The organism is Enterobacter sp. BNK-22 (assembly GCF_048684805.1).
GTDB classification, from domain to species: domain Bacteria; phylum Pseudomonadota; class Gammaproteobacteria; order Enterobacterales; family Enterobacteriaceae; genus Enterobacter; species Enterobacter quasiroggenkampii.
In genome coordinates this window covers 3814901-3834167 of record NZ_JBLQTT010000001.1, presented here as the reverse complement: position 1 = coordinate 3834167, position 19267 = coordinate 3814901, and the positions used below count along the sequence as shown (strand labels likewise).

16 protein-coding genes are annotated in these 19267 nt (G+C 56.8%); 10 read left to right on the top strand and 6 right to left on the bottom strand.

Translation table 11 applies throughout. From position 1 onward, the window contains the following. The first annotated feature begins 201 nt into the window (after positions 1-201). The 4 genes from ACMGGE_RS18020 to ACMGGE_RS18005 all read left to right on the top strand — a co-directional run bounded on the left by ACMGGE_RS18020 (position 202) and on the right by ACMGGE_RS18005 (position 5634). Entirely contained in the window at positions 202-1044 is an 843-nt protein-coding gene (locus ACMGGE_RS18020; RefSeq protein WP_008503119.1) for a 23S rRNA (adenine(2030)-N(6))-methyltransferase RlmJ, read from the top strand. A gap of 71 nt (positions 1045-1115) precedes the next feature. Further along, on the top strand, positions 1116-2468 hold the full coding sequence (gene gorA, locus ACMGGE_RS18015; RefSeq protein ID WP_008503120.1) for a glutathione-disulfide reductase: 1353 nt from the start codon (positions 1116-1118) through the stop codon (positions 2466-2468). 135 nt (positions 2469-2603) lie between these two features. Beyond that, a complete protein-coding gene (locus ACMGGE_RS18010) occupies positions 2604-3785 on the top strand; it encodes a glycoside hydrolase family 5 protein (RefSeq protein WP_420294012.1) in 1182 nt (393 codons plus the stop codon). A gap of 199 nt (positions 3786-3984) precedes the next feature. After that, positions 3985-5634 carry an alpha,alpha-trehalase gene (locus ACMGGE_RS18005; protein WP_024908843.1) on the top strand — a complete coding sequence of 550 codons (1650 nt, stop codon included), beginning with the start codon at positions 3985-3987 and terminating at the stop codon, positions 5632-5634. A gap of 59 nt (positions 5635-5693) precedes the next feature. Here the strand turns inward: ACMGGE_RS18005 and ACMGGE_RS18000 are convergent, their stop codons facing one another. Then, entirely contained in the window at positions 5694-7283 is a 1590-nt protein-coding gene (locus ACMGGE_RS18000) for an STY4199 family HEPN domain-containing protein (RefSeq protein ID WP_045909052.1), read from the bottom strand. A 148-nt stretch (positions 7284-7431) separates the two neighbouring features. Between ACMGGE_RS18000 and ACMGGE_RS17995 the strand changes: the two genes are divergently transcribed. After that, positions 7432-7971, top strand: coding sequence for a GNAT family N-acetyltransferase (locus ACMGGE_RS17995; protein WP_167214877.1), 540 nt, complete (start codon positions 7432-7434; stop codon positions 7969-7971). A 71-nt stretch (positions 7972-8042) separates the two neighbouring features. After that, positions 8043-8381: a lysozyme gene (locus ACMGGE_RS17990; RefSeq protein ID WP_048027789.1), complete on the top strand. Its 339-nt coding sequence runs from the start codon at positions 8043-8045 to the stop codon at positions 8379-8381. Here the strand turns inward: ACMGGE_RS17990 and ACMGGE_RS17985 are convergent. Continuing rightward, positions 8360-8962 carry a helix-turn-helix transcriptional regulator gene (locus ACMGGE_RS17985; protein ID WP_048027792.1) on the bottom strand — a complete coding sequence of 201 codons (603 nt, stop codon included), beginning with the start codon at positions 8960-8962 and terminating at the stop codon, positions 8360-8362. The genes ACMGGE_RS17990 and ACMGGE_RS17985 overlap by 22 nt on opposite strands. 154 nt (positions 8963-9116) lie before the next feature. Further along, positions 9117-9875 carry an SDR family NAD(P)-dependent oxidoreductase gene (locus ACMGGE_RS17980; protein ID WP_420290583.1) on the bottom strand — a complete coding sequence of 253 codons (759 nt, stop codon included), beginning with the start codon at positions 9873-9875 and terminating at the stop codon, positions 9117-9119. Positions 9876-9994: 119 nt separating this feature from the next. Between ACMGGE_RS17980 and ACMGGE_RS17975 the strand changes: the two genes are divergently transcribed. The 3 genes from ACMGGE_RS17975 to ACMGGE_RS17965 all read left to right on the top strand — a co-directional run bounded on the left by ACMGGE_RS17975 (position 9995) and on the right by ACMGGE_RS17965 (position 13553). Beyond that, on the top strand, positions 9995-10894 hold the full coding sequence (locus tag ACMGGE_RS17975; protein ID WP_045909057.1) for a LysR family transcriptional regulator: 900 nt from the start codon (positions 9995-9997) through the stop codon (positions 10892-10894). Between the two features lie 50 nt (positions 10895-10944). Next, positions 10945-11970 (top strand): inner membrane protein YhjD, encoded by a 1026-nt coding sequence (gene yhjD, locus ACMGGE_RS17970; RefSeq protein WP_111967783.1) that lies wholly within the window; start codon positions 10945-10947, stop codon positions 11968-11970. Between the two features lie 260 nt (positions 11971-12230). Continuing rightward, complete coding sequence (locus tag ACMGGE_RS17965; RefSeq protein ID WP_023617091.1) at positions 12231-13553, top strand: MFS transporter; 1323 nt, start codon at positions 12231-12233, stop codon at positions 13551-13553. A gap of 93 nt (positions 13554-13646) precedes the next feature. On the opposite strand, the gene ACMGGE_RS17960 is transcribed toward ACMGGE_RS17965, so the two are convergent. Both ACMGGE_RS17960 and pdeH read right to left on the bottom strand, forming a co-directional pair. After that, a complete protein-coding gene (locus tag ACMGGE_RS17960; protein ID WP_045909059.1) occupies positions 13647-15689 on the bottom strand; it encodes an AsmA family protein in 2043 nt (680 codons plus the stop codon). Positions 15690-15754: 65 nt separating this feature from the next. Further along, on the bottom strand, positions 15755-16528 hold the full coding sequence (pdeH, locus tag ACMGGE_RS17955) for a cyclic-guanylate-specific phosphodiesterase (RefSeq protein WP_045909060.1): 774 nt from the start codon (positions 16526-16528) through the stop codon (positions 15755-15757). Positions 16529-16757: 229 nt separating this feature from the next. Here pdeH and ACMGGE_RS17950 point away from each other — a divergent pair, with 229 nt between their 5' ends. Beyond that, the gene (locus tag ACMGGE_RS17950) at positions 16758-17687 is read left to right on the top strand and encodes a sugar kinase (protein ID WP_229226585.1); all 930 of its coding nucleotides are present in this window, start codon (positions 16758-16760) and stop codon (positions 17685-17687) included. Between the two features lie 46 nt (positions 17688-17733). On the opposite strand, the gene ACMGGE_RS17945 is transcribed toward ACMGGE_RS17950, so the two are convergent. Further along, positions 17734-19227: a M16 family metallopeptidase gene (locus tag ACMGGE_RS17945; protein ID WP_048027805.1), complete on the bottom strand. Its 1494-nt coding sequence runs from the start codon at positions 19225-19227 to the stop codon at positions 17734-17736. Positions 19228-19267 lie beyond the last annotated feature (40 nt).

The following is a 19267-nucleotide window of genomic DNA, read 5'->3' as shown; positions in this document are numbered from 1 at the left end:
TGTCCTGTTGAATAAGATGAATGAAGCGCGCATCCGGCGCTGTGCATATGCGATCTAGAATGGGGTTAAGTGTAGAGGATTTCAATGCCGGACGTTGTCGAAAAGAGCCCGGTGGCGCTGCGCTTACCGGGCCTACGGGTAATCTACGCCGTTCTGCTGTAAACTGTGGCAAATCGTCAATTCAGCGGAATATCATTACCCATGCTCAGTTATCGCCACAGCTTCCACGCAGGCAACCACGCCGACGTCCTTAAACACACCGTTCAGAGCCTGATCATCGAATCGCTCAAAGAGAAAGAGAAGCCGTTTCTCTATCTGGACACCCACGCGGGCGCGGGCCGTTATCAGCTGAGCGGTGAGCATGCCGAGCGTACCGGTGAATATCTGGAAGGGATCGCCCGCATCTGGCAGCAGGACGACCTGCCTGCCGAGCTGGAGCCGTACATCGGCGTGGTGAATCACTTCAACCGCAATGGCCAGCTGCGCTACTACCCGGGATCCCCGCTGATTGCCCGCCAGCTGCTGCGCGAGCAGGACAGCATCCAGCTGACCGAGCTGCACCCGAGCGACTTCCCGCTGCTGCGCTCTGAATTCCAGAAAGACAGCCGCGCCCGCGTGGAAAAAGCCGACGGCTACCAGCAGTTGAAAGCCAAGCTGCCGCCGGTCTCCCGTCGCGGCCTGGTGCTGATCGACCCGCCGTACGAAATCAAAACCGACTATCAGGCGGTGGTGACCGGTATCCACGAAGGCTACAAACGCTTCGCCACCGGGACATACGCCCTATGGTATCCGGTGGTGCTGCGTGCGCAAATTAAGCGCATGATCAAGGACCTGGAAGCCACCGGCATCCGCAAAATTCTGCAGATCGAGCTGGCGGTACGTCCGGACAGCGACCAGCGCGGCATGACCGCCTCGGGCATGATCGTCATTAACCCGCCGTGGAAGCTCGAAGCGCAGATGAACAACGTGCTGCCGTGGCTGCACAAAACGCTGGTGCCAGCCGGTACGGGCCATACCTCCGTCAGTTGGATCGTGCCGGAGTAATCGCAGCCATCGGTGGAAACTATTGATTTCAGGTATACAATCGCGGCAATTCACGATTAAGGACAAAAGCTATGACTAAGCATTATGACTACATCGCCATCGGCGGCGGCAGCGGCGGCATCGCCTCCATCAACCGCGCGGCCATGTATGGCCAGAAGTGCGCGCTGATTGAAGCCAAAGCGCTGGGCGGCACCTGTGTGAACGTGGGTTGTGTACCGAAGAAGGTGATGTGGCATGCGGCGCAAATCCGTGAAGCTATCCACATGTATGGCCCGGACTACGGCTTTGACACCACCATCAATCACTTCGACTGGGACAAGCTGATCGCCAGCCGTACCGCCTACATCGACCGTATTCATACCTCGTACGACAACGTGCTGGGCAAAAATAACGTCGACGTTATCCACGGTTTCGCTCGCTTTGTTGATGCGAAAACGATCGAAGTAAACGGTGAGACGATCACCGCCGATCACATCCTGATCGCTACCGGTGGTCGCCCAAGCCACCCGAACATCCCGGGCGTGGAATACGGCATCGACTCCGACGGTTTCTTCGAACTGCCTGCCCTGCCAAAACGCGTTGCCGTGGTGGGCGCGGGTTACATCGCGGTGGAGCTGGCTGGCGTGATTAACGGTCTGGGTGCCGAAGCGCACCTGTTCGTGCGTAAACACGCGCCGCTGCGCAGCTTTGACCCGCTGATTGTTGATACGCTGGTTGAAGTGATGAACACCGAAGGTCCAACCCTGCATACCAACGCCGTGCCAAAAGCGGTCGTAAAAAATGCAGACGGCAGCCTGACGCTGGAGCTGGAAGATGGTCGCAGCCAGACCGTCGATTGCCTGATCTGGGCGATTGGCCGTGAACCGGCGAACGATAACTTCAACCTGGGCGTGACGGGCGTGAAAACCGACGAAAAAGGCTATATCGTCGTCGATAAATTCCAGAACACCAGCGTACCGGGCATTTACGCGGTCGGCGACAATACCGGTGCGGTTGAGCTGACCCCGGTGGCCGTTGCGGCGGGTCGTCGTCTTTCCGAGCGCCTGTTTAACAACAAGCCGGACGAGCATCTGGACTACAGCAACATCCCGACCGTGGTCTTCAGCCACCCGCCAATCGGCACCGTCGGCTTAACCGAGCCGCAGGCGCGCGAGCAGTATGGCGACGACCAGGTGAAAGTGTATAAATCAGCCTTCACCGCGATGTATACCGCCGTCACCTCGCATCGTCAGCCTTGCCGCATGAAGCTGGTCTGCGTCGGTCCGGACGAGAAGATTGTCGGTATCCACGGCATCGGCTTCGGCATGGACGAGATCCTGCAGGGCTTCGCCGTGGCGCTGAAGATGGGTGCAACGAAGAAAGATTTCGATAACACCGTGGCAATCCACCCAACGGCGGCGGAAGAGTTTGTGACCATGCGTTAAGGGCTTTTCGCAGGAAAGCACGTCATCAAAACTGGCCTTTGCGGGCCAGTTTTTTTATATGGCTCGATAATTTAAAGACAAAGCCTCATCATCCCGGCGAATATAAAATCATCATCACGCTAAAAAGGAATTGAGATGAAAGCGCTTATCGGGTTGACCCTGCTTCTTTTTTGCTTTGCTGCCTCCTCATCTGACCAAGTCACCTTCTGGGATACCCCTCAGCACGGTGGAAACAGCTTTAACCGCCTGCCGCCCACACAGGAATACTATGATGCGCTGCGTGGCTATGGCGCGACGTGGGTTCGCCTCTCTTATGATAAATGGAAACCTGCCGGGAGAGATTTTCTTCTCGGCAACGCCGACGGTTACCGTGGGCTCGAGGCCGCAGACCTCGCGACGCTCAAAGCCTCCATCAGGAAAGCCCACGCGGCCGGGCTACAGGTTGTTATTGCCCCACTCTCTTTACCCGGCATGCGCTGGGCGCAAAATAACAATAACCAGTTTGATGACCGCATCTGGCAGGACAAAAAATACTGGCAGGAAGCCGCTCAGTTCTGGCGTGATTTGGCCCAGGCCCTGAAGGACGAACCGGGCATTGCGGCCTGGAACCTGGTCAATGAACCCGCGCCTGAAAAAAGAGGCAACATTAGCGAGCAGGCGTCGCCAGAGGCGTTAAAAACCTGGTATCAGCAGCAGCAAAGCACGGCGCGTAACCTTCCCGCTCTCTACAATCAGATTATTGCCGCCATCCGCGAGGTCGATGCCACCACACCGATAATGGTCGATGGAGGCTGGTACGCCTCCGCGCGTGGTTTTTCTGGCTGGCCGTCCGCGCTTGAGGATAAGCGGGTGCTCTACAGCTTCCACATGTACGAGCCCTATGATTTCACCAGCACGCCAAATGCACGCCGCAAAGTGCCGTTCGACTATCCCGGCATGGTCACGTTCGGGGGTAAAAAGGTGAAATGGGACGCTACGGCCATAGAGAGATGGATGAACGCGCCCTTTGACTGGGCGAAACAGCACGGTATTCCGGCCAACCGGGTTGTCGCGGGAGAGTTTGGCTGCGTTCGCACGCTGCAGGGCTGCAGGCAGTGGCTTAATGATGTCCTGACCGTCCTCGACAAACATCATGCACACTGGGCATTTTATGCCTTTCGTGAAGATGCCTGGGACGCCATGGACTATGAGCTGGGGAAAAAACCGGTGCCGTGGGCCTACTGGAAAGCCATTGAGGATAACGCACCTGATACGCTCAAGCGCCATTCCACCGAGGAATTTGAACCGATTGCTACGCGGCTAAAACAAGGCCTTTGATCCGGCAGGCTGGCCTCTTGTTCTGTAGCCTCTCCTGGAGAGGCTACTGTTAACATACATAAATCGTTGCAAAACGAATGCTCCGAAAATAGTGATCTACCGCACATATTCCTCCCCCTCTACCGAAGCGAATGTCTACGCTTATAAGACGCCCGGATAAACCTGTCTTTTGAACACACAACCGGAGGTCCCTATCACCATGTTCAACCAGAAACTACAGGCTACCGAGAACATCGAATTCGAGATTGCAGAAGAGCTGCGCTACGAGACCGATCCCTGCGAGTTGAAACTGGATGAAATGATTGAGGCGGAGCCGGAACCCGAAATGATCGAGGGGCTACCCGCCTCCGATGCGTTGACGCCCGCAGACCGCTATCTTGAACTGTTCGAGCATGTGCAGTCGACGCGGCTGTTTGCGGACAGCAAAACCTTCCCCGACTGCGCGCCGAAAATGGATCCGTTGGATATCCTGATCCGCTACCGCAAGGTCAGACGCCACCGGGACTTCGACCTGCGCCAGTTTGTGGAGAACCACTTCTGGATGCCGGAAACGTTCGGCACCGAGTATGTCTCCGACCCGGGCCTCTCCCTGAAGGAGCACATTGATAACCTGTGGCCGGTGCTGACGCGCGAGCCGCAGGATCATATTCCCTGGTCTTCCCTGCTGGCGCTGCCGCAGGCCTATATCGTTCCCGGCGGACGATTCAGCGAGACCTACTACTGGGATTCCTATTTCTCCATGCTGGGGCTGGCGGAGAGCGGTCGTAACGACCTGCTGAAGTGCATGGCGGACAACTTCGCCTGGCTGATTGAACGCTACGGGCATATCCCCAACGGCAACCGTACCTATTATCTCAGCCGCTCCCAGCCGCCGGTCTTTGCGCTGATGGTAGAGCTGTTTGAGGAGGACGGCGTGCGCGGTGCAAAACGCTATCTGGATCACCTCAAAATGGAGTACGCCTTCTGGATGGACGGCGCGGAGTCGCTGCTGCTTAACCAGGCCTACCGCAGCGCCGTGCGCATGCCGGACGGTTCATTGCTCAACCGCTACTGGGATGACCGTGATACCCCGCGCGACGAATCGTGGATTGAGGACGTGGAAACCGCGCGCCACTCGGGGCGACCGCCAAACGAGGTCTATCGCGACCTGCGGGCAGGGGCTGCGTCCGGCTGGGACTATTCGTCCCGCTGGCTGCGCGATCCGTCGCGGCTCGCCAGCATCCGCACGACGCAGTTTATCCCCATCGACCTGAACGCCTTCCTGTTCAAGCTGGAAAGCGCCATTGCCAACATCTCGGCGTCGAAAGGGGACAAAGAGACGGCCGACCTGTTCCGCCAGAAAGCCAGCGATCGTCGCGAGGCGGTGAACCGCTATCTGTGGGACGAGGAGAGCGGCTGTTACCGCGACTACGACTGGCGACGTGAAGAGCTGGCACTGTTTTCTGCCGCCAGCATCGTGCCGCTGTATGTCGGCATGGCGACCCATGAGCAGGCTGAGCGCCTGTCGGATGCGGTCAAGGCGCGACTGCTCACGCCGGGCGGGATTCTGGCGACCGAGTATGAAACCGGCGAGCAGTGGGATAAACCCAACGGCTGGGCGCCGCTGCAGTGGATGGCGATTCAGGGGTTCAAGCAGTATGGCAACGACTCGCTGGGGGATGAGATCGCCTGGAGCTGGCTGCATACGGTGAACCATTTTTATCAGACGCACCATAAGCTAATCGAGAAGTACCACATCGCCAGCAGCACGCCGCGCGAAGGTGGCGGGGGTGAGTATCCGCTGCAGGACGGTTTTGGCTGGACAAACGGCGTGGTGCGGCGGCTGATTGGGTTGTATGGGGAGCCTTAAGTGGGGTGCGGTCTGATGCCCTCACCCCGGCCCTCTCCCACAGGGAGAGGGAGGAGAGATCAGCGAATCACCTCATAAATGGCGCTCTGAATAGACTGCCATTTTTTGGTGGTGGCATCCGGCTGTGACTTCGCACGGCGTGTGGCCATGTCGAGATCGTGCTGCTGGCGTTTCACCACCGCAGGCACGGTGCAGAAAGCTTTGAGGTACTCTTTACGTACCGAGGTCAGAGACTCGCCGTTCGACATTGCGTGGCTGAGCGTGTTGATGAAGCGCCGACACGGCTTCTCCTCCACCATGTTTTGCCGGTAGCGTAACATCAGCTCCAGCACGTCGTCATAGCCTGCCGACATCGCCTCTTCGGTCCAGGACAGCTTCCAGTCCATACCGCCCTGCAAAAAGAGCTGGGTCACGCGGGTATCGTTGCGATTAATAGCCGAGCGGAAATTATTCTCGTCCCAGGTCACTCCCATGCGCGTGAGCGTTTCGCGCGAGGAAGGCGTTTCACGCATTTCCTGTGGTGGTGCCGCTTCAGCCGCGCTGACGGCCGCAGGCTGCGGTTTACTGCTGGTCACCAGCCAGAATCCCCCGGCCACGATGGCAATCACCATAACGCCAACTGCCCCCCATAACGCACCGGAAATGAGCTGCTCGCGTTGTTCGGGGGTGCGCGGCGCGCGCTGGGTCGGCTTTTCAATGGTGTCGCGGACTTCAAACAGATCCCCGCCGGTGACCCGATCCATTTTCTGCGCCTTTTCCCAGAAGGTATGCAGTTCGCTGGCATCTACCGCCATGAATCCCGCCGGATTGACGCGCGTTCTCCCCTCTTCAAACGCGCGTTGAACGGGCCGCGCGATCTGCGCGTAGTAGTTATCCAGCAGCTGAATTTGCGCCGAGCTCAACGTTTTCTGAACGGTGATGTTGTTGCGAATTTGCCGAATGTCATCGAGGAAGGTTTGCAGCGTTTTACGCGGTTCAACCAGCAGCGTCAGCATGGACGGATCGCTGAACAGCGAAGCGTAATAGCGGCTGAACTCCTTTTTATCCACCAGCATCTGAGCCAGCTCGCTGAACATCATGCCGCTCAGCACATCGTTGATCTCGCCCAGCTTCAGCCAGCGCCGTACGCGATCGGCGTTAAACAAAGTCTTGAGATGGTTGTTCAGCTTGACCTGATCGGGCCAGGCCTGCTGGATGAGCCCTTTTATCATCAGCTCTATCGCCCGCACCTGCTTGTGCGCCTGCTGCTGCTGGAGTTCGCTGCCCGGAGACAGCTCTGTGCTGTAGGTCAACAGCGGCTGCTGCAGGCGAAGGTGCTCCAGCGCGGTGACAAAGCGCATCGCCGCAATCAGCTGGTTTTCACTGACATCCTGTCCGCTTTCATACTGCGGCACGCGCTGCTGCAGCAGGCGCAGCTGGAGCGTAAATTCCGACATCTCGGCATCATTCAGGTTGAGTTTTTTCGCCACGGCTCCCCAGCCGCCCAGGGCTAATCGCGCGCTGTCCAGTTGTTCCAGAAACCAGCGTGGATCTTTGCCCTCAGATGCATGTACATTCAGAAGAAGCAAAATTTCCACCGACGCATGGCGAATGACCGCCAGACAGTGTTCGAACTGTTCGCGAATATGATGTGATGTGCTGAGAGTCATTGTTTTCCTTAAGCGACAACGAAGACATCCGGAATGGGCACGAGACGGCCTTTTTTCTTTTTATTTATACGCGGTTAACCATACCTGACTTTCTGTTGAAATAAAGTGACAACCCTAAAATCATTTAAAAAGTGTCAGGAGAATCTGAATGCCCGTTTTAATTACCCCTCGCCTGAACTGCTCACCTTTGCAGGAAGAAGACTGGCCCTTTTTTCTGGCGTTACAGCAACATCCCGACGTCATGCGCTTTGTGGCGGAAGACCGCCCCGTCGCAGTTATTCGCGAGGCGTTCGATGCCCGTCTGACGCCCTGGACGCCAGGCAGCGCGCACTGGCTGTGCCTCGTCGTGCGTGACGCCGCCTCCCGGGCCCCGCTGGGCGTCACCGGGTATATTCATCGGGAGGCGGATTGCGCCGAAGTGGGTTTCCTTTTCGCCCCCGAGGCGCAGGGAAAAGGCTACGGCTTCGAATCCCTGCAAGCGCTTTGCCGCTATGCCTTTGAAGAAGGCGATATACGCCGACTTACCGCCACCGTCACGGCGGGCAATATCGCCTCACGACGCGTGCTGGAAAAAGTCCGCTTTCGCCTGGAGGGCGAATTACGCGAGAGCTATTTCCTTGCGGGGCATTGGTATAATGACTGGTTATTTGGTTTATTGCGGCATGAATATCTGAATAACAAGGCGTGATCAACAGCCATTTGGCGGATATTTCTCGTAAGCCGTTTCCTCTACAGTGTCGCCATTAAGAGGAAACGAATATGAAAGAGCATGGGCTGAAAATATCATCTGCCGCCATCGCGTTAATAAAAAAACATCAGGGTCTTTCTCTGGAAAAATATCGTGACGAAAACGGATTATGGGTTATCGGCTATGGCCACGTTATCCGTGACCAGGAACATTTTCACGGTCCTGTCACACCGCTGGAGGCAGACCATTTGCTGCATGAAGATATACGGCTGTGTGAGACGCTGCTGCGGGAAAATCTGACACGTCCATTAACCCAACAGCAGCATGATGCGCTGGTCATGATGATATTCAGTTTCGGAGAGATAACGTCGCTCCCCGACGCGCTTATTCAGGCCGTCGCCCGGGTATAGTACATGGCTGCCTGCGTTCTGTTTTTCACGTCCAGCCGCCGGAAAAGTGCCTCAAGGTGCGCTTTTACCGTGGCCGCACTGATGTTGAGATTGCGGCCAATCTCTTTATTTGACTCCCCCGCCGCCAGCAGTTTCAACACTTCGCGCTGGCGCTCGCTTAAGGATAATAACGCCTGAGGCGACGTCGGCTCTCGGACCCACTCTCCGGGAAAGCAGACCATCCCTCGGGCTACCGAATCCAGCACGGCGGAAAACCGTTCGGGACTGGCATTGCGGGGAATAATGGCCATGACGTTTCGCTGTCGCAGTTGCTCCACCCATCTGGCCTCTTTTTTCGCCAAAACCAGAATCACGCGTATCGCCGGAAAGCGATGCACGATCGCTTCCAGCAAAGCGCTCCCTTCGTCCTGAATTAAATTCCCATCAATCATGACGATAGCTGACGGCGAAGCAGAAGCCTGAGCCCATAAATCTTGTGCCTGACAGGTCCCTGTTATAGTTATTTCCGGGATTAGCGCCTGAAGACTGTGTATCGCTCCGTGAATAAAGAGTGACTGCCTGTCAAACATGATTACTCGCATCGTTTTTTCCCCTCTGAGAATAGCGAAGGGGGATTCTACAGAGGCGCTATTTAAGAAAAAACTCAACGAATGGAGCCGTTACAAATCCCCCGTGTTCTTTATATCTGTCAGTATCTGGACACATTCGCCTTAAGGATTTCCTTAAGCGCAGATATCACAGGAACATGCCGCCTGAGACTTCAATACGTTGCGCAGTCATCCAGCCCAGTTTGTCGCTGAGCAGTGCCGCAATGGCATCGCCAATATCGTCCGGCAGCCCCACCCGTCCCAGCGCCGTCTGGGATGCCAGCATCTGGTTCAGCTCTGCGTTGTCGCGCACGCGTCCGCCGCCAAAGTCGGTTTCGATCGCGCCAGGCGCAATGATATTGACGGAAATACCGCGCGCCCCCAGCTCTTTCGCCTGATAACGCGTCAGCACTTCCATCGCCCCCTTCATCGCCGCGTAGGTTCCCGAGCCCGGCTGGGTAAAACGGGCCAGTCCGCTGGAGACGTTAAGGATCCGTCCGCCGTCGTTAAGCAACGGCAGCAGGCGCTGGGTGAGGAAGAAAGGTCCTTTGAAATGAATGTTCAGCGCCTCATCAAACTGGGCTTCCGTCGTGTCGGTGTAGGGCGCATATAAACCCGTTCCGGCATTGTTCAATAAATAGTCAAAGGTTTCACGCTGCCAGACGGTTCGGAGGGTTTCCTGAAGCTGTTGGGCAAAATGATCAAAACTTGTGACTTCTCCGACGTTAAGCTGTATTGCCGCCGCGTTAACCCCTTTTTGCTGAATTTCATTCACAACCGCCAGCGCTTCCTGCTGGCTACGGTTGTAGGTCAGCACAATTCCCGTGCCGTCTGCCGCCAGCTTTAAGGCCGCGTTTTTACCCAAACCACGGCTACCACCCGTCACTAATGCGATACGTTCAGTCATCATAAACCTCGTTTTGGCTGTTATGGAGATTGAGTAAGAGCTTATTAGGTGATAGAAGATCAATAAAGGTGGGTTAAAACGCTTCACTGTTTCATCGGAAACAACAATGAGCTTCATCTATGGATAAAATTCACGCAATGCAGCTGTTTGTCCGCGTCGCGGAACTGGAGAGTTTTTCCCGCGCGGCAGAAACTTTAACGCTGCCAAAAGGCAGCGTGTCACGGCAAATTCAGGCCCTGGAAAACCGGCTTGGCACCCAGCTATTGCACCGCACCACGCGTCGCGTCAGCCTGACGCAGGACGGCATGGTCTATTACGAACGGGCAAAAGATCTGCTGGCAAACCTTGATGAACTCGACGGGATGTTTCAGCACGATCCCTCCAGCATCAGCGGACGGCTTCGCGTGGATATGCCCGTCGCCGTTGCTCGAAATTTAGTCATCCCCAAACTCCCTGCGTTTCTGCAGCATTATCCGGGCATTGAGCTGGAACTCAGCAGCAGCGATCGTCTGGTGGATGTGATCCGCGAAGGGTTTGATTGCGTGGTACGCGTCGGCACGCTGAAAGATTCAGGGCTTATCGCCCGACCGTTGGGCAAGCTGTCGGTGATTAACTGCGCCAGTCCGGACTATCTGGCGCGGTTTGGCTACCCGGACACGCTGGACGATTTAGGCTCGCACGCCGTCATTCACTACACCGCTATGCTGGGAACTCGCCCGCAGGGCTTTGAGTTTTATAACGGCAGTGCGACGCAGTGGATAAAAACGGGCGGGGTATTGACCGTTAACAGCACCGAAACCTACCAGGCGGCCTGCCTCGCCGGGCTGGGCATCATTCAGGTTCCACGGGTTGGGGTACGAGATTTGCTGCGCGCGAAGAAGCTGGTTGAGATCCTCCCGCAATACCGGGCCGAACCGATGCCTGTTTCCCTGATTTATCCCCACCGGCGCAACCTCTCCCGCCGGGTACATCTGTTCATGGAGTGGCTGACCGAACTCACAAAAGCTTACGTGGACTAGTCGCAAGCTATAATTCAATAACATCCAGCCAAACGAAAAGGAAAAGTCGCGTGACGCCGGAAAACAACCCGCAACGACCCACCCAACATTTAGAGTATGAGCCCGTCAAAAAGATGGAAACCGGGCCTGAAGAGGCCAGGTCCCCTGGTACCGCCAGCAAAGCGCTGGGGACCGTCACCGGCATTGTCGCCAGAATTCAGCAGTTTCCCATGATTGCGCATCTGATACGCGCGACCGAACGCTTTAATGACCGCATGGGAAACCAGTTTGGTGCCGCCATCACCTATTTTTCCTTCCTGTCGATGATCCCGATCCTGATGGTGTCGTTTGCGGCGGCCGGTTTTGTGCTCGCCTCGCACCCGACGCTGCTGCAGGATATCTTTAATAAGATCCTGAATAACGTCAGTGACCCAACCCTTGCCAGCACGCTCAAAAGCACCATCAATACCGCCGTGCAGCAGCGTACCACCGTCGGTATCGTCGGCTTACTGATTGCCCTTTACTCCGGCGTTAACTGGATGGGCAACCTGCGCGAGGCCATTCGCGCCCAGTCGCGCGACGTCTGGGAGCGTAAGCCGCAGGACCAGGAGAAAATCTGGGTTAAGTATCTCCGTGATTTTGTTTCGCTGATTGGCCTGCTCGTCGCGCTCATCGTGACGCTTTCCATTACCTCCGTGGCGGGCTCCGCGCAGCAGATGATCATCTCCGCGCTCTATCTTGATTACATCGAATGGCTGAAGCCCGCCTGGCGCAGCATTGGGCTGGCGATTTCTATCTTTGCCAACTACCTGCTGTTCTTCTGGATCTTCTGGCGCTTGCCCCGTCATCGTCCGCGCAAGAAGGCGCTGATCCGCGGCACGTTGATTGCAGCGATCGGCTTTGAGGTGATCAAAATCGTGATGACGTACACCCTGCCGTCACTGGTGAAATCCCCTTCCGGCGCGGCGTTCGGCTCGGTGCTGGGGTTAATGGCGTTCTTCTATTTCTTCGCACGTTTAACCCTGTTCTGCGCAGCATGGATTGCCACTGCCGAGTACAAAGACGACCCGAGAATGCCGGGTAAAACACACCGGTAACGCCACTCCCGGGCTGAAATTTCAGCCCGATTCATCATTTCAGCATATAAATCCAGTCCTTAACTTTTATTTAACCGAAAACCAGTTTTATTGACTGATATTTAAAATCTGTGAAGCATTTCATAGACGTGTTTTGGCTGGCCTGAAAATTATCCGCTTTTTGTTGCTTTTATCACCAGGTCGCGGCTTTGTTACAGATTGAAATGTCGCTTTTGCTGTGCGTAATATGGCCTTTCGTTCGACAAAAATAAGAAAATATTATGCAAGCAACCGCCACCACACTCGACTCAGAAACGGAAAACGTTCCGGTAAATTCGCGCAATAAAGTTGTCGTCGCCTCGCTGATTGGCACCGCCATCGAGTTCTTCGACTTTTATATTTACGCCACCGCGGCGGTCATCGTCTTCCCGCACATTTTCTTCCCGCAGGGCGATCCGACGGCGGCCACGCTGCAGTCCCTGGCGACCTTTGCTATCGCGTTTGTTGCGCGTCCGATTGGCTCCGCGCTGTTTGGACACTTTGGCGATCGCATTGGGCGTAAAGTGACGCTGGTGGCCTCGCTGCTGACGATGGGGATCTCCACCGTGGCCATCGGCCTGCTGCCGACGTATGAGACCATCGGCATTCTGGCGCCGGTCCTGCTGGCGCTGGCGCGTTTTGGTCAGGGTCTGGGCCTGGGTGGTGAATGGGGTGGCGCGGCGCTGCTGGCCACCGAGAACGCCCCGGCGCGCAAGCGCGCGCTGTACGGTTCTTTCCCGCAGCTTGGCGCACCGATTGGCTTCTTCTTTGCCAACGGGACGTTCCTGCTGCTCTCCTGGCTGCTGACGGATGAACAGTTCATGAGCTGGGGCTGGCGTATCCCGTTTGTCTTCTCAGCCGTGCTGGTGCTGATTGGCCTGTACGTGCGTGTTTCTCTGCATGAGACCCCGGTTTTCGCGAAAGTGGCCGCGGCGAACAAGCAGGTGAAAGTGCCGCTGGGCACGCTGCTGACCAAACACGTGCGCGTGACCGTGCTGGGCACGTTTATCATGCTCGCCACCTACACGCTGTTCTACATCATGACCGTTTACTCCATGACCTTCAGTACCGCCGCCGCGCCGGTTGGGCTTGGTCTGCCGCGTAACGAAGTGTTGTGGATGCTGATGATGGCGGTGATCGGGTTTGGCGTGATGGTTCCGATTGCGGGGCTGCTGGCGGATAAGTTTGGTCGTCGCGCGAGCATGATTACCATCACCACGCTGATCATTCTTTTTGCTCTGTTCGTCTTCCCGCCGCTGCTGGGTTCAGGCAGCCCGGCGCTGGTGATGGCCTATCTGCTGATTGGCCTGAGCCTGATGGGGCTGACCTTCGGCCCGATGGGTGCGCTGCTGCCAGAGCTGTTCCCGACTGAAGTGCGTTATACCGGCGCGTCGTTCTCGTATAACGTCTCGTCTATTCTGGGCGCCTCCGTTGCGCCGTATATCGCCACCTGGCTGCAGGCAAACTATGGTCTGTTCTATGTGGGCGTCTATCTGGCGGCCATGGCGGCGCTGACGCTGATTGCGCTGCTGCTGACGCACGAGACGAAGCACCAGGCTCTGTAAGCTAATGCCGGGTGGCGGCTACGCCTTACCCGGCCTACGATTCAAATGTAGGCCGGGTAAGCGCAGCGCCACCCGGCAAAAACAGGCCGCACCTTACTTCTTCATCTGTGACAAAATGGTCCGGCACTGATTCGCCTCGCCCTCTGACGGCGATATCAACGCCAGCAGCGCTGCGGCTGGGGTAACCAGCGTCGCAAGCGCCGCAGCCACCGCGCCACGCGCAATCAGCGGTCCGGGCTTCACGCCCGCCTGCGGATTTTTGAAGGTCCCTCGCACGTACAGCGGCGAGCGCAGCGTGATAATACGGATCCCCTTACTCTCCGGGTCAATCGTCAGATCAAGCTGCTCGGAGGCCATGCTGGCGGTTCCGGTCACGTTAATCACCGCGTTTTCCGTGTCGAAGGCAAAAATCTGCGGACGCGCCACGCCGTTCACCAGATCCAGATTGGCCGCCGCACAGTTCACCCGTACCTCATCATCGCCGAAGATTTGCCCGATGATGTAGTTCCCGACGTTCAGCCCCAGGATCTCCATCAGGTTGCGGCTCACCAGCCCGTCGTTCATCAGCAGCTTCAGGTTGCCATTACCGCTGCCCAGCAGCGCCGCCACGGAGTTACCCACGCCGCGAATGTCGGCATCGCCGTTCATCTCGCCGAGGGTTTTCTGCATCAGCTCGACGTTCGGCATCAGCGCTTTCAGCTTAAGCCTGCGCGCCTGAATCTCCGCCCGGCCCTGCATCGGCTTTTTATCGCCTTCAAGGTGAATGTTTGAGGAAATCGTCCCGCCTGCCATGCCAAACTTCAGCGGCTGCAGGCGCAGGTCGGCGTTTTTGAGGATGATATGCGTCGAGAGATCGCTCAACGGCAACGTGCTGCCATGCTCAATTTTACGCCCTTTGAAGCGGACGTCCGCATCCATCACGTTCCACTTATCGGTTTCAAAGCGATCGTAAGGCAGCACTTTTCCCGCAGGCTGAATGTCCTTTTTCACCTCTTTTGATTTTGTGCCTTTACCGGAATCCACGCCGATCAGCGGGCCGAGATCGGCCAGACGCAGCTGTCGGGACTCAACGTCCCCTTCCAGCTTCGGCCTCGGTTTTCCGGTGGTGTAGGTCAGCGAGCCGTGGATATCGCTGTCGCCGATGCGGCCGTTAAAATCACGGTAGTCAAAAACAGACGCTTTTTCGGTATCGATTTTGGCGACCAGATGCCCGTCTGTTTCGAACGGCGGCGTATCCGGCAGCAGCACGCCGGTCAGCTCATACAGCTCTCCCAGCGAATCACCGGCAAATTTAAGCTGAAGATCGACGCCGCCCATGTTCATCGGGTCGTTGACCGTCCCCACAAACGCCACGCGGGTGTTACCGGAGCGGAAGTCCGCCTGCACCGGGAACGGCGTGCCTTCGCTCCGGAGCGCCAGCATGCCGCCTATTTTCCCTTTACCGCTGAGCGGCTGATCGTTGTAGCGTCCTTTTGCCGTCAGGCCGAAGACATAGTCGCCCACGCTTGCCGTGTCACCTTTGGCTTTCGTCCCCGTGACCTCGCTAAACGGCAGCGGCTTGCCCAGCGGATCGACCAGGATCTCCACGTCGGCCTTGCTGACTTTGTCGTCGATGGCGATCCGCCCGCGATCGAAGAGAATATTGTCGAGACGGAATGACCAGGAAGAAGGCTGGGCGTTCGGATCCTTTTCGCCGTCGCTGGCAAGGTTAAAGGTCCAGTTGTTATTTTTTTCTGAGAGGCGGATCAGGCGCGCGTCGGGCTGTTGAAGTTTGATCCACGGCAAATAAACAGTTTTGGTGAACAGCGCGAGCGGGGCCAGCGTGGCCTCAACGCGCGGCAGGTGGATCATGGTGACCGCCGGGATATCCGGCGGGTTGCCGAGAATGATGTCGTCGGCGTGGACGTGTGGCCACGGGATCCAGCTTCGCCAGCCGGGCTCCTCTTTCTGACGCTCCCACACGACCCCTAAATCACCGCGTATGGCGAAGGGGCGGTTCAGTTCGGTTGAGACTTTCTGGTTGATGGTCGGCTTAAGACGGTTCCAGTCAAACGTCGCGATAATGATGGCGACGACCACGATCAACAACAAGAAAATCCCTGCTGTCCAGGAGATTACCCTGGTTGTTCTTGTCATTTTTATCCCCTTTCCTGATGACCTGTCCTGTAAAACTATAGTCCAGACAAAGGGAAGCGGGCTTATCAGAGGGTAGTTATCACGCTATCGAGGCGATCCATGGGTACCGGACGGGAGAGGAAATAGCCTTGCGCCGCCGCGGCAGGCGAGCTTTGCACATCACGCCACTCTTCCAGCGTTTCCACACCTTCAACAATCACGCCCTGGCAATAGCGGTTCATCAGCTGCAATAGCAGCGTAAACAGGTTCCGCCCTTCCGGGGTCTGACGCAGCATAATGAACAGATCGCGGGCCACTTTAATGTAGTCGTAACGCACTTCACTCAGGGCCGAAAAGTTCGCCATGCCGGTGCCAAAGTCATCCAGCCACAGCGGGCCGTATTCGCATATGGAGGCAAACGAGGAGTCCTGCGGCAGGCGGACATGCTCCACCAGCTCAAAACGCACCCACGGCAGGGTGGCAATCAGCTCCTGCAATTTCGCGTTCTGACGCAGCGCCAGCAGAGTGGGACCATCAACATTCACGGAGGCGAGGATATCGTGCTGTTCGAAAAAGGGCTGCTTCGTTGCCAGCATATGGAGCTGCTCTTCCAGCACGTCCAGACGCTGGCGAACGGCAACTTCGGCAAAATAGCGATCCGGTGCGATGCGCTGGGTAGGGTTTGAGGGGTGCGTTACGACGGTCAAAATTTCAATGGCCATCAGTCGACCGTCTGTTCGGTATATCGGCTGATAAGTGTACGCACGCTCACATTGCAGCCAGTAGCGATGCTCCTGCAAGTTCTCAATACTTGCCTCAGGCGTGGTGCTCAGCCGCTGGATAACCTGCTCTGACTTCATTTCAGATGTCCTGTTGTTGGGATGGCCTTTCTGGACTCGTCACAGGATTATCGGCGCGACAATTGAGAACTTTATGTTCAATTCACCGGGAAAATGAAATTAAGATGACAGAAATGCGCAGGAACACGCGTTGGCTCAAATAAAATAATGGAACGTTGTTTTAATATAGTTGACCGGTTAATTCACTCAGCGCACACTGCTGTTAATTCTTCTGTTCAGGTTCACGATTATGTCTAAAAAAATTGCCGTGATTGGCGAATGCATGATTGAGCTGTCACAAAAAGGCGCGGAAGTGAGCCGCGGATTTGGTGGCGATACGTTAAACACGTCGGTGTATATTGCCCGTCAGGTTGCGCCTGAGGCGCTCACCGTGAACTATGTTACCGCTCTGGGCACGGACAGCTTCAGCCAGCAAATGCTGGAGGCCTGGCAGAGTGAACAGGTTGAAACGTCGCTGATTCAGCGTATGGAAAACCGCCTGCCGGGGCTTTATTACATCGAAACCGACAGCACTGGCGAACGCACGTTTTATTACTGGCGTAACGAAGCCGCGGCCAAATTCTGGCTGGAGAGCGAGGCCGCCGCGGCCATCTGCCAGGAGCTGGCGACCTTCGACTATCTCTATCTGAGCGGGATCAGCCTGGCTATCCTCAGCCCGGCCAGCCGTGAAAAGCTGCTCTCGCTGCTGCGCGCGTGTCGTGCCAACGGCGGTAAGGTTATTTTCGATAACAACTACCGCCCGCGCCTGTGGTCCAGCCGTGAAGAGACGCAGCAGGTCTATCAGCAGATGCTGCAATGCACCGACATCGCCTTCCTGACGCTCGACGATGAAGACGCCCTGTGGGGTGAGAAACCGGCAGAAGACGTGATTGCACGTACGCAGGCGGCTGGCGTGCGTGAAGTGGTGATTAAGCGCGGTGCGGATTCATGCCTGGTCGCGATTGCGGGTGAAGCAGTGGTTGAGGTCCCGGCGGTGAAGCTTGCCAAAGAGAAAGTGATTGATACCACGGCGGCGGGTGATTCATTCAGCGCGGGCTATCTGGCGGTACGCCTGACGGGTGGAACACCGGAAGCCGCGGCACAGCGTGGGCACCTGACGGCCAGCACCGTCATTCAGTATCGCGGGGCGATTATTCCGCGCGAAGCGATGCCTGTTTAAGCCCTCACCTTTACCCTCTCCCACAGGGAGAGGGAATGTCTACCCATTACTGCCCTTGCGGGATATCCGTCGCGTCCTGATGTAAATCATCAGCCGTCGCGGACTGCGTCGGCTGCGGCGCGGTGGCCATGATGGAATCCCAGGTCGTCTGAAGTTCCTTCATGTCATACTCCGGCTCGCCCTTCGGTTGCAGGAGAATCAACGCCATCTCCTGCGACAGCTGCTGGCGGAGCTCCTGGTTGAGCATATCGACGGTCAGACCGCTCAGGAAGTCCTGACGAAGCTTCTGGTACTGTTCCGGCGCAATGTCCACCACCTGGTTCTGCAGGGAGCGAATACGCTGGCTGATCAGAATGTCGGTATCGGCGCGCGCGTAGGTCGCGAACAGCTTCTGCAGCTCGAGTTTTTTCTGCGCCACAAGCGCGTTGAACTCCTCTTCAGAGAGCCCCTCTTTACGCACTTTTGCCAGCTCTTTCGCCACGACGCCCAGATTGGCATTCAGCTTATCGCCCGGTGATTCAACGTTAATGGCGCATTGCGCACGCTGGAACAGCACGCGGCAGTCAAAGCCAAGGCCGATATTCTTCACGTTGTTCTTACTGAGCGTCTGCTGAACGTGCCAGAACAGCGCTTCACGCGCCAGGTCGGCACGCCAGTAGCGCAACAGCGCCGCGGACTCACGGATGGGCTGCCAGGCGTTATCCCACATCACGGAGAGTCGGTCCTGACGCACGGTGTCCGTCATAATGCTGACAGGCTCTGCGCGCAGCGGGGAGAGTGTTGGAACAGGGGCAGGCGATTCACGCTTGCCTTTCAGATCGCCAAACGCTTTGTTGATCTGCTCTACCACCGCGCGGCTGTCCACGTTACCCACCACGATCAGCGTCATCGCGTCCGGGGTGTACCATTTCTGATAGAACGTTTTCACCTGCTCAGCATCCACCGGCTGTTTCAGCGGTTCGGCCGGGTCATGCCCCAGTAACGTCGAGCCTTTCAGGCGGTAACGCCACCAGCCCTCTTTGGTATCTCCAGGCCAGGTCGCCACCATGTCGCTGTTGCTCAACGCATAGTTGACGGTATCCGGCGTAATCGCCAGATTGCCAGAGGCATCGGAGAGATACGTCAGGGCTTCTTTAAGCAGATCGTTGCGGTTATTAGGCAGGCTCAGGTTAAACATGGTGTAGTCATACGAGACCACCGCCGGCGGGAGTGGGCGTTTTGGATCGATGGCCTGTTGCCAGAGCGAACGCACCTGAACCGCTTGCAGGCTGCCGCTCTGAGTGAGCGCCAGCCGGGGAATAAAGTGGCTGAAACCGGTTTGCTGGGTGCTTTCCGTGAGGGAACCGGTATTAACAGACAGACGGATTTCAATACGGTCACTGGGACGTTGCGGCGTGGCTAACACCTGCCACTGAAAACCGTTCGCTAATGTCCCTTGTTGCCAGGCCGGGTCTGGCTGGAGCGCATCTGCCTGCACATAACTGGCTGCTGCCATCATCAGCAAACCGCCGGTTAAGAGTCGAATTTTTGTGCCCTGCATGTGAACCCCTGATCAACATTCCTGGTTAAAAAAGAGTGCC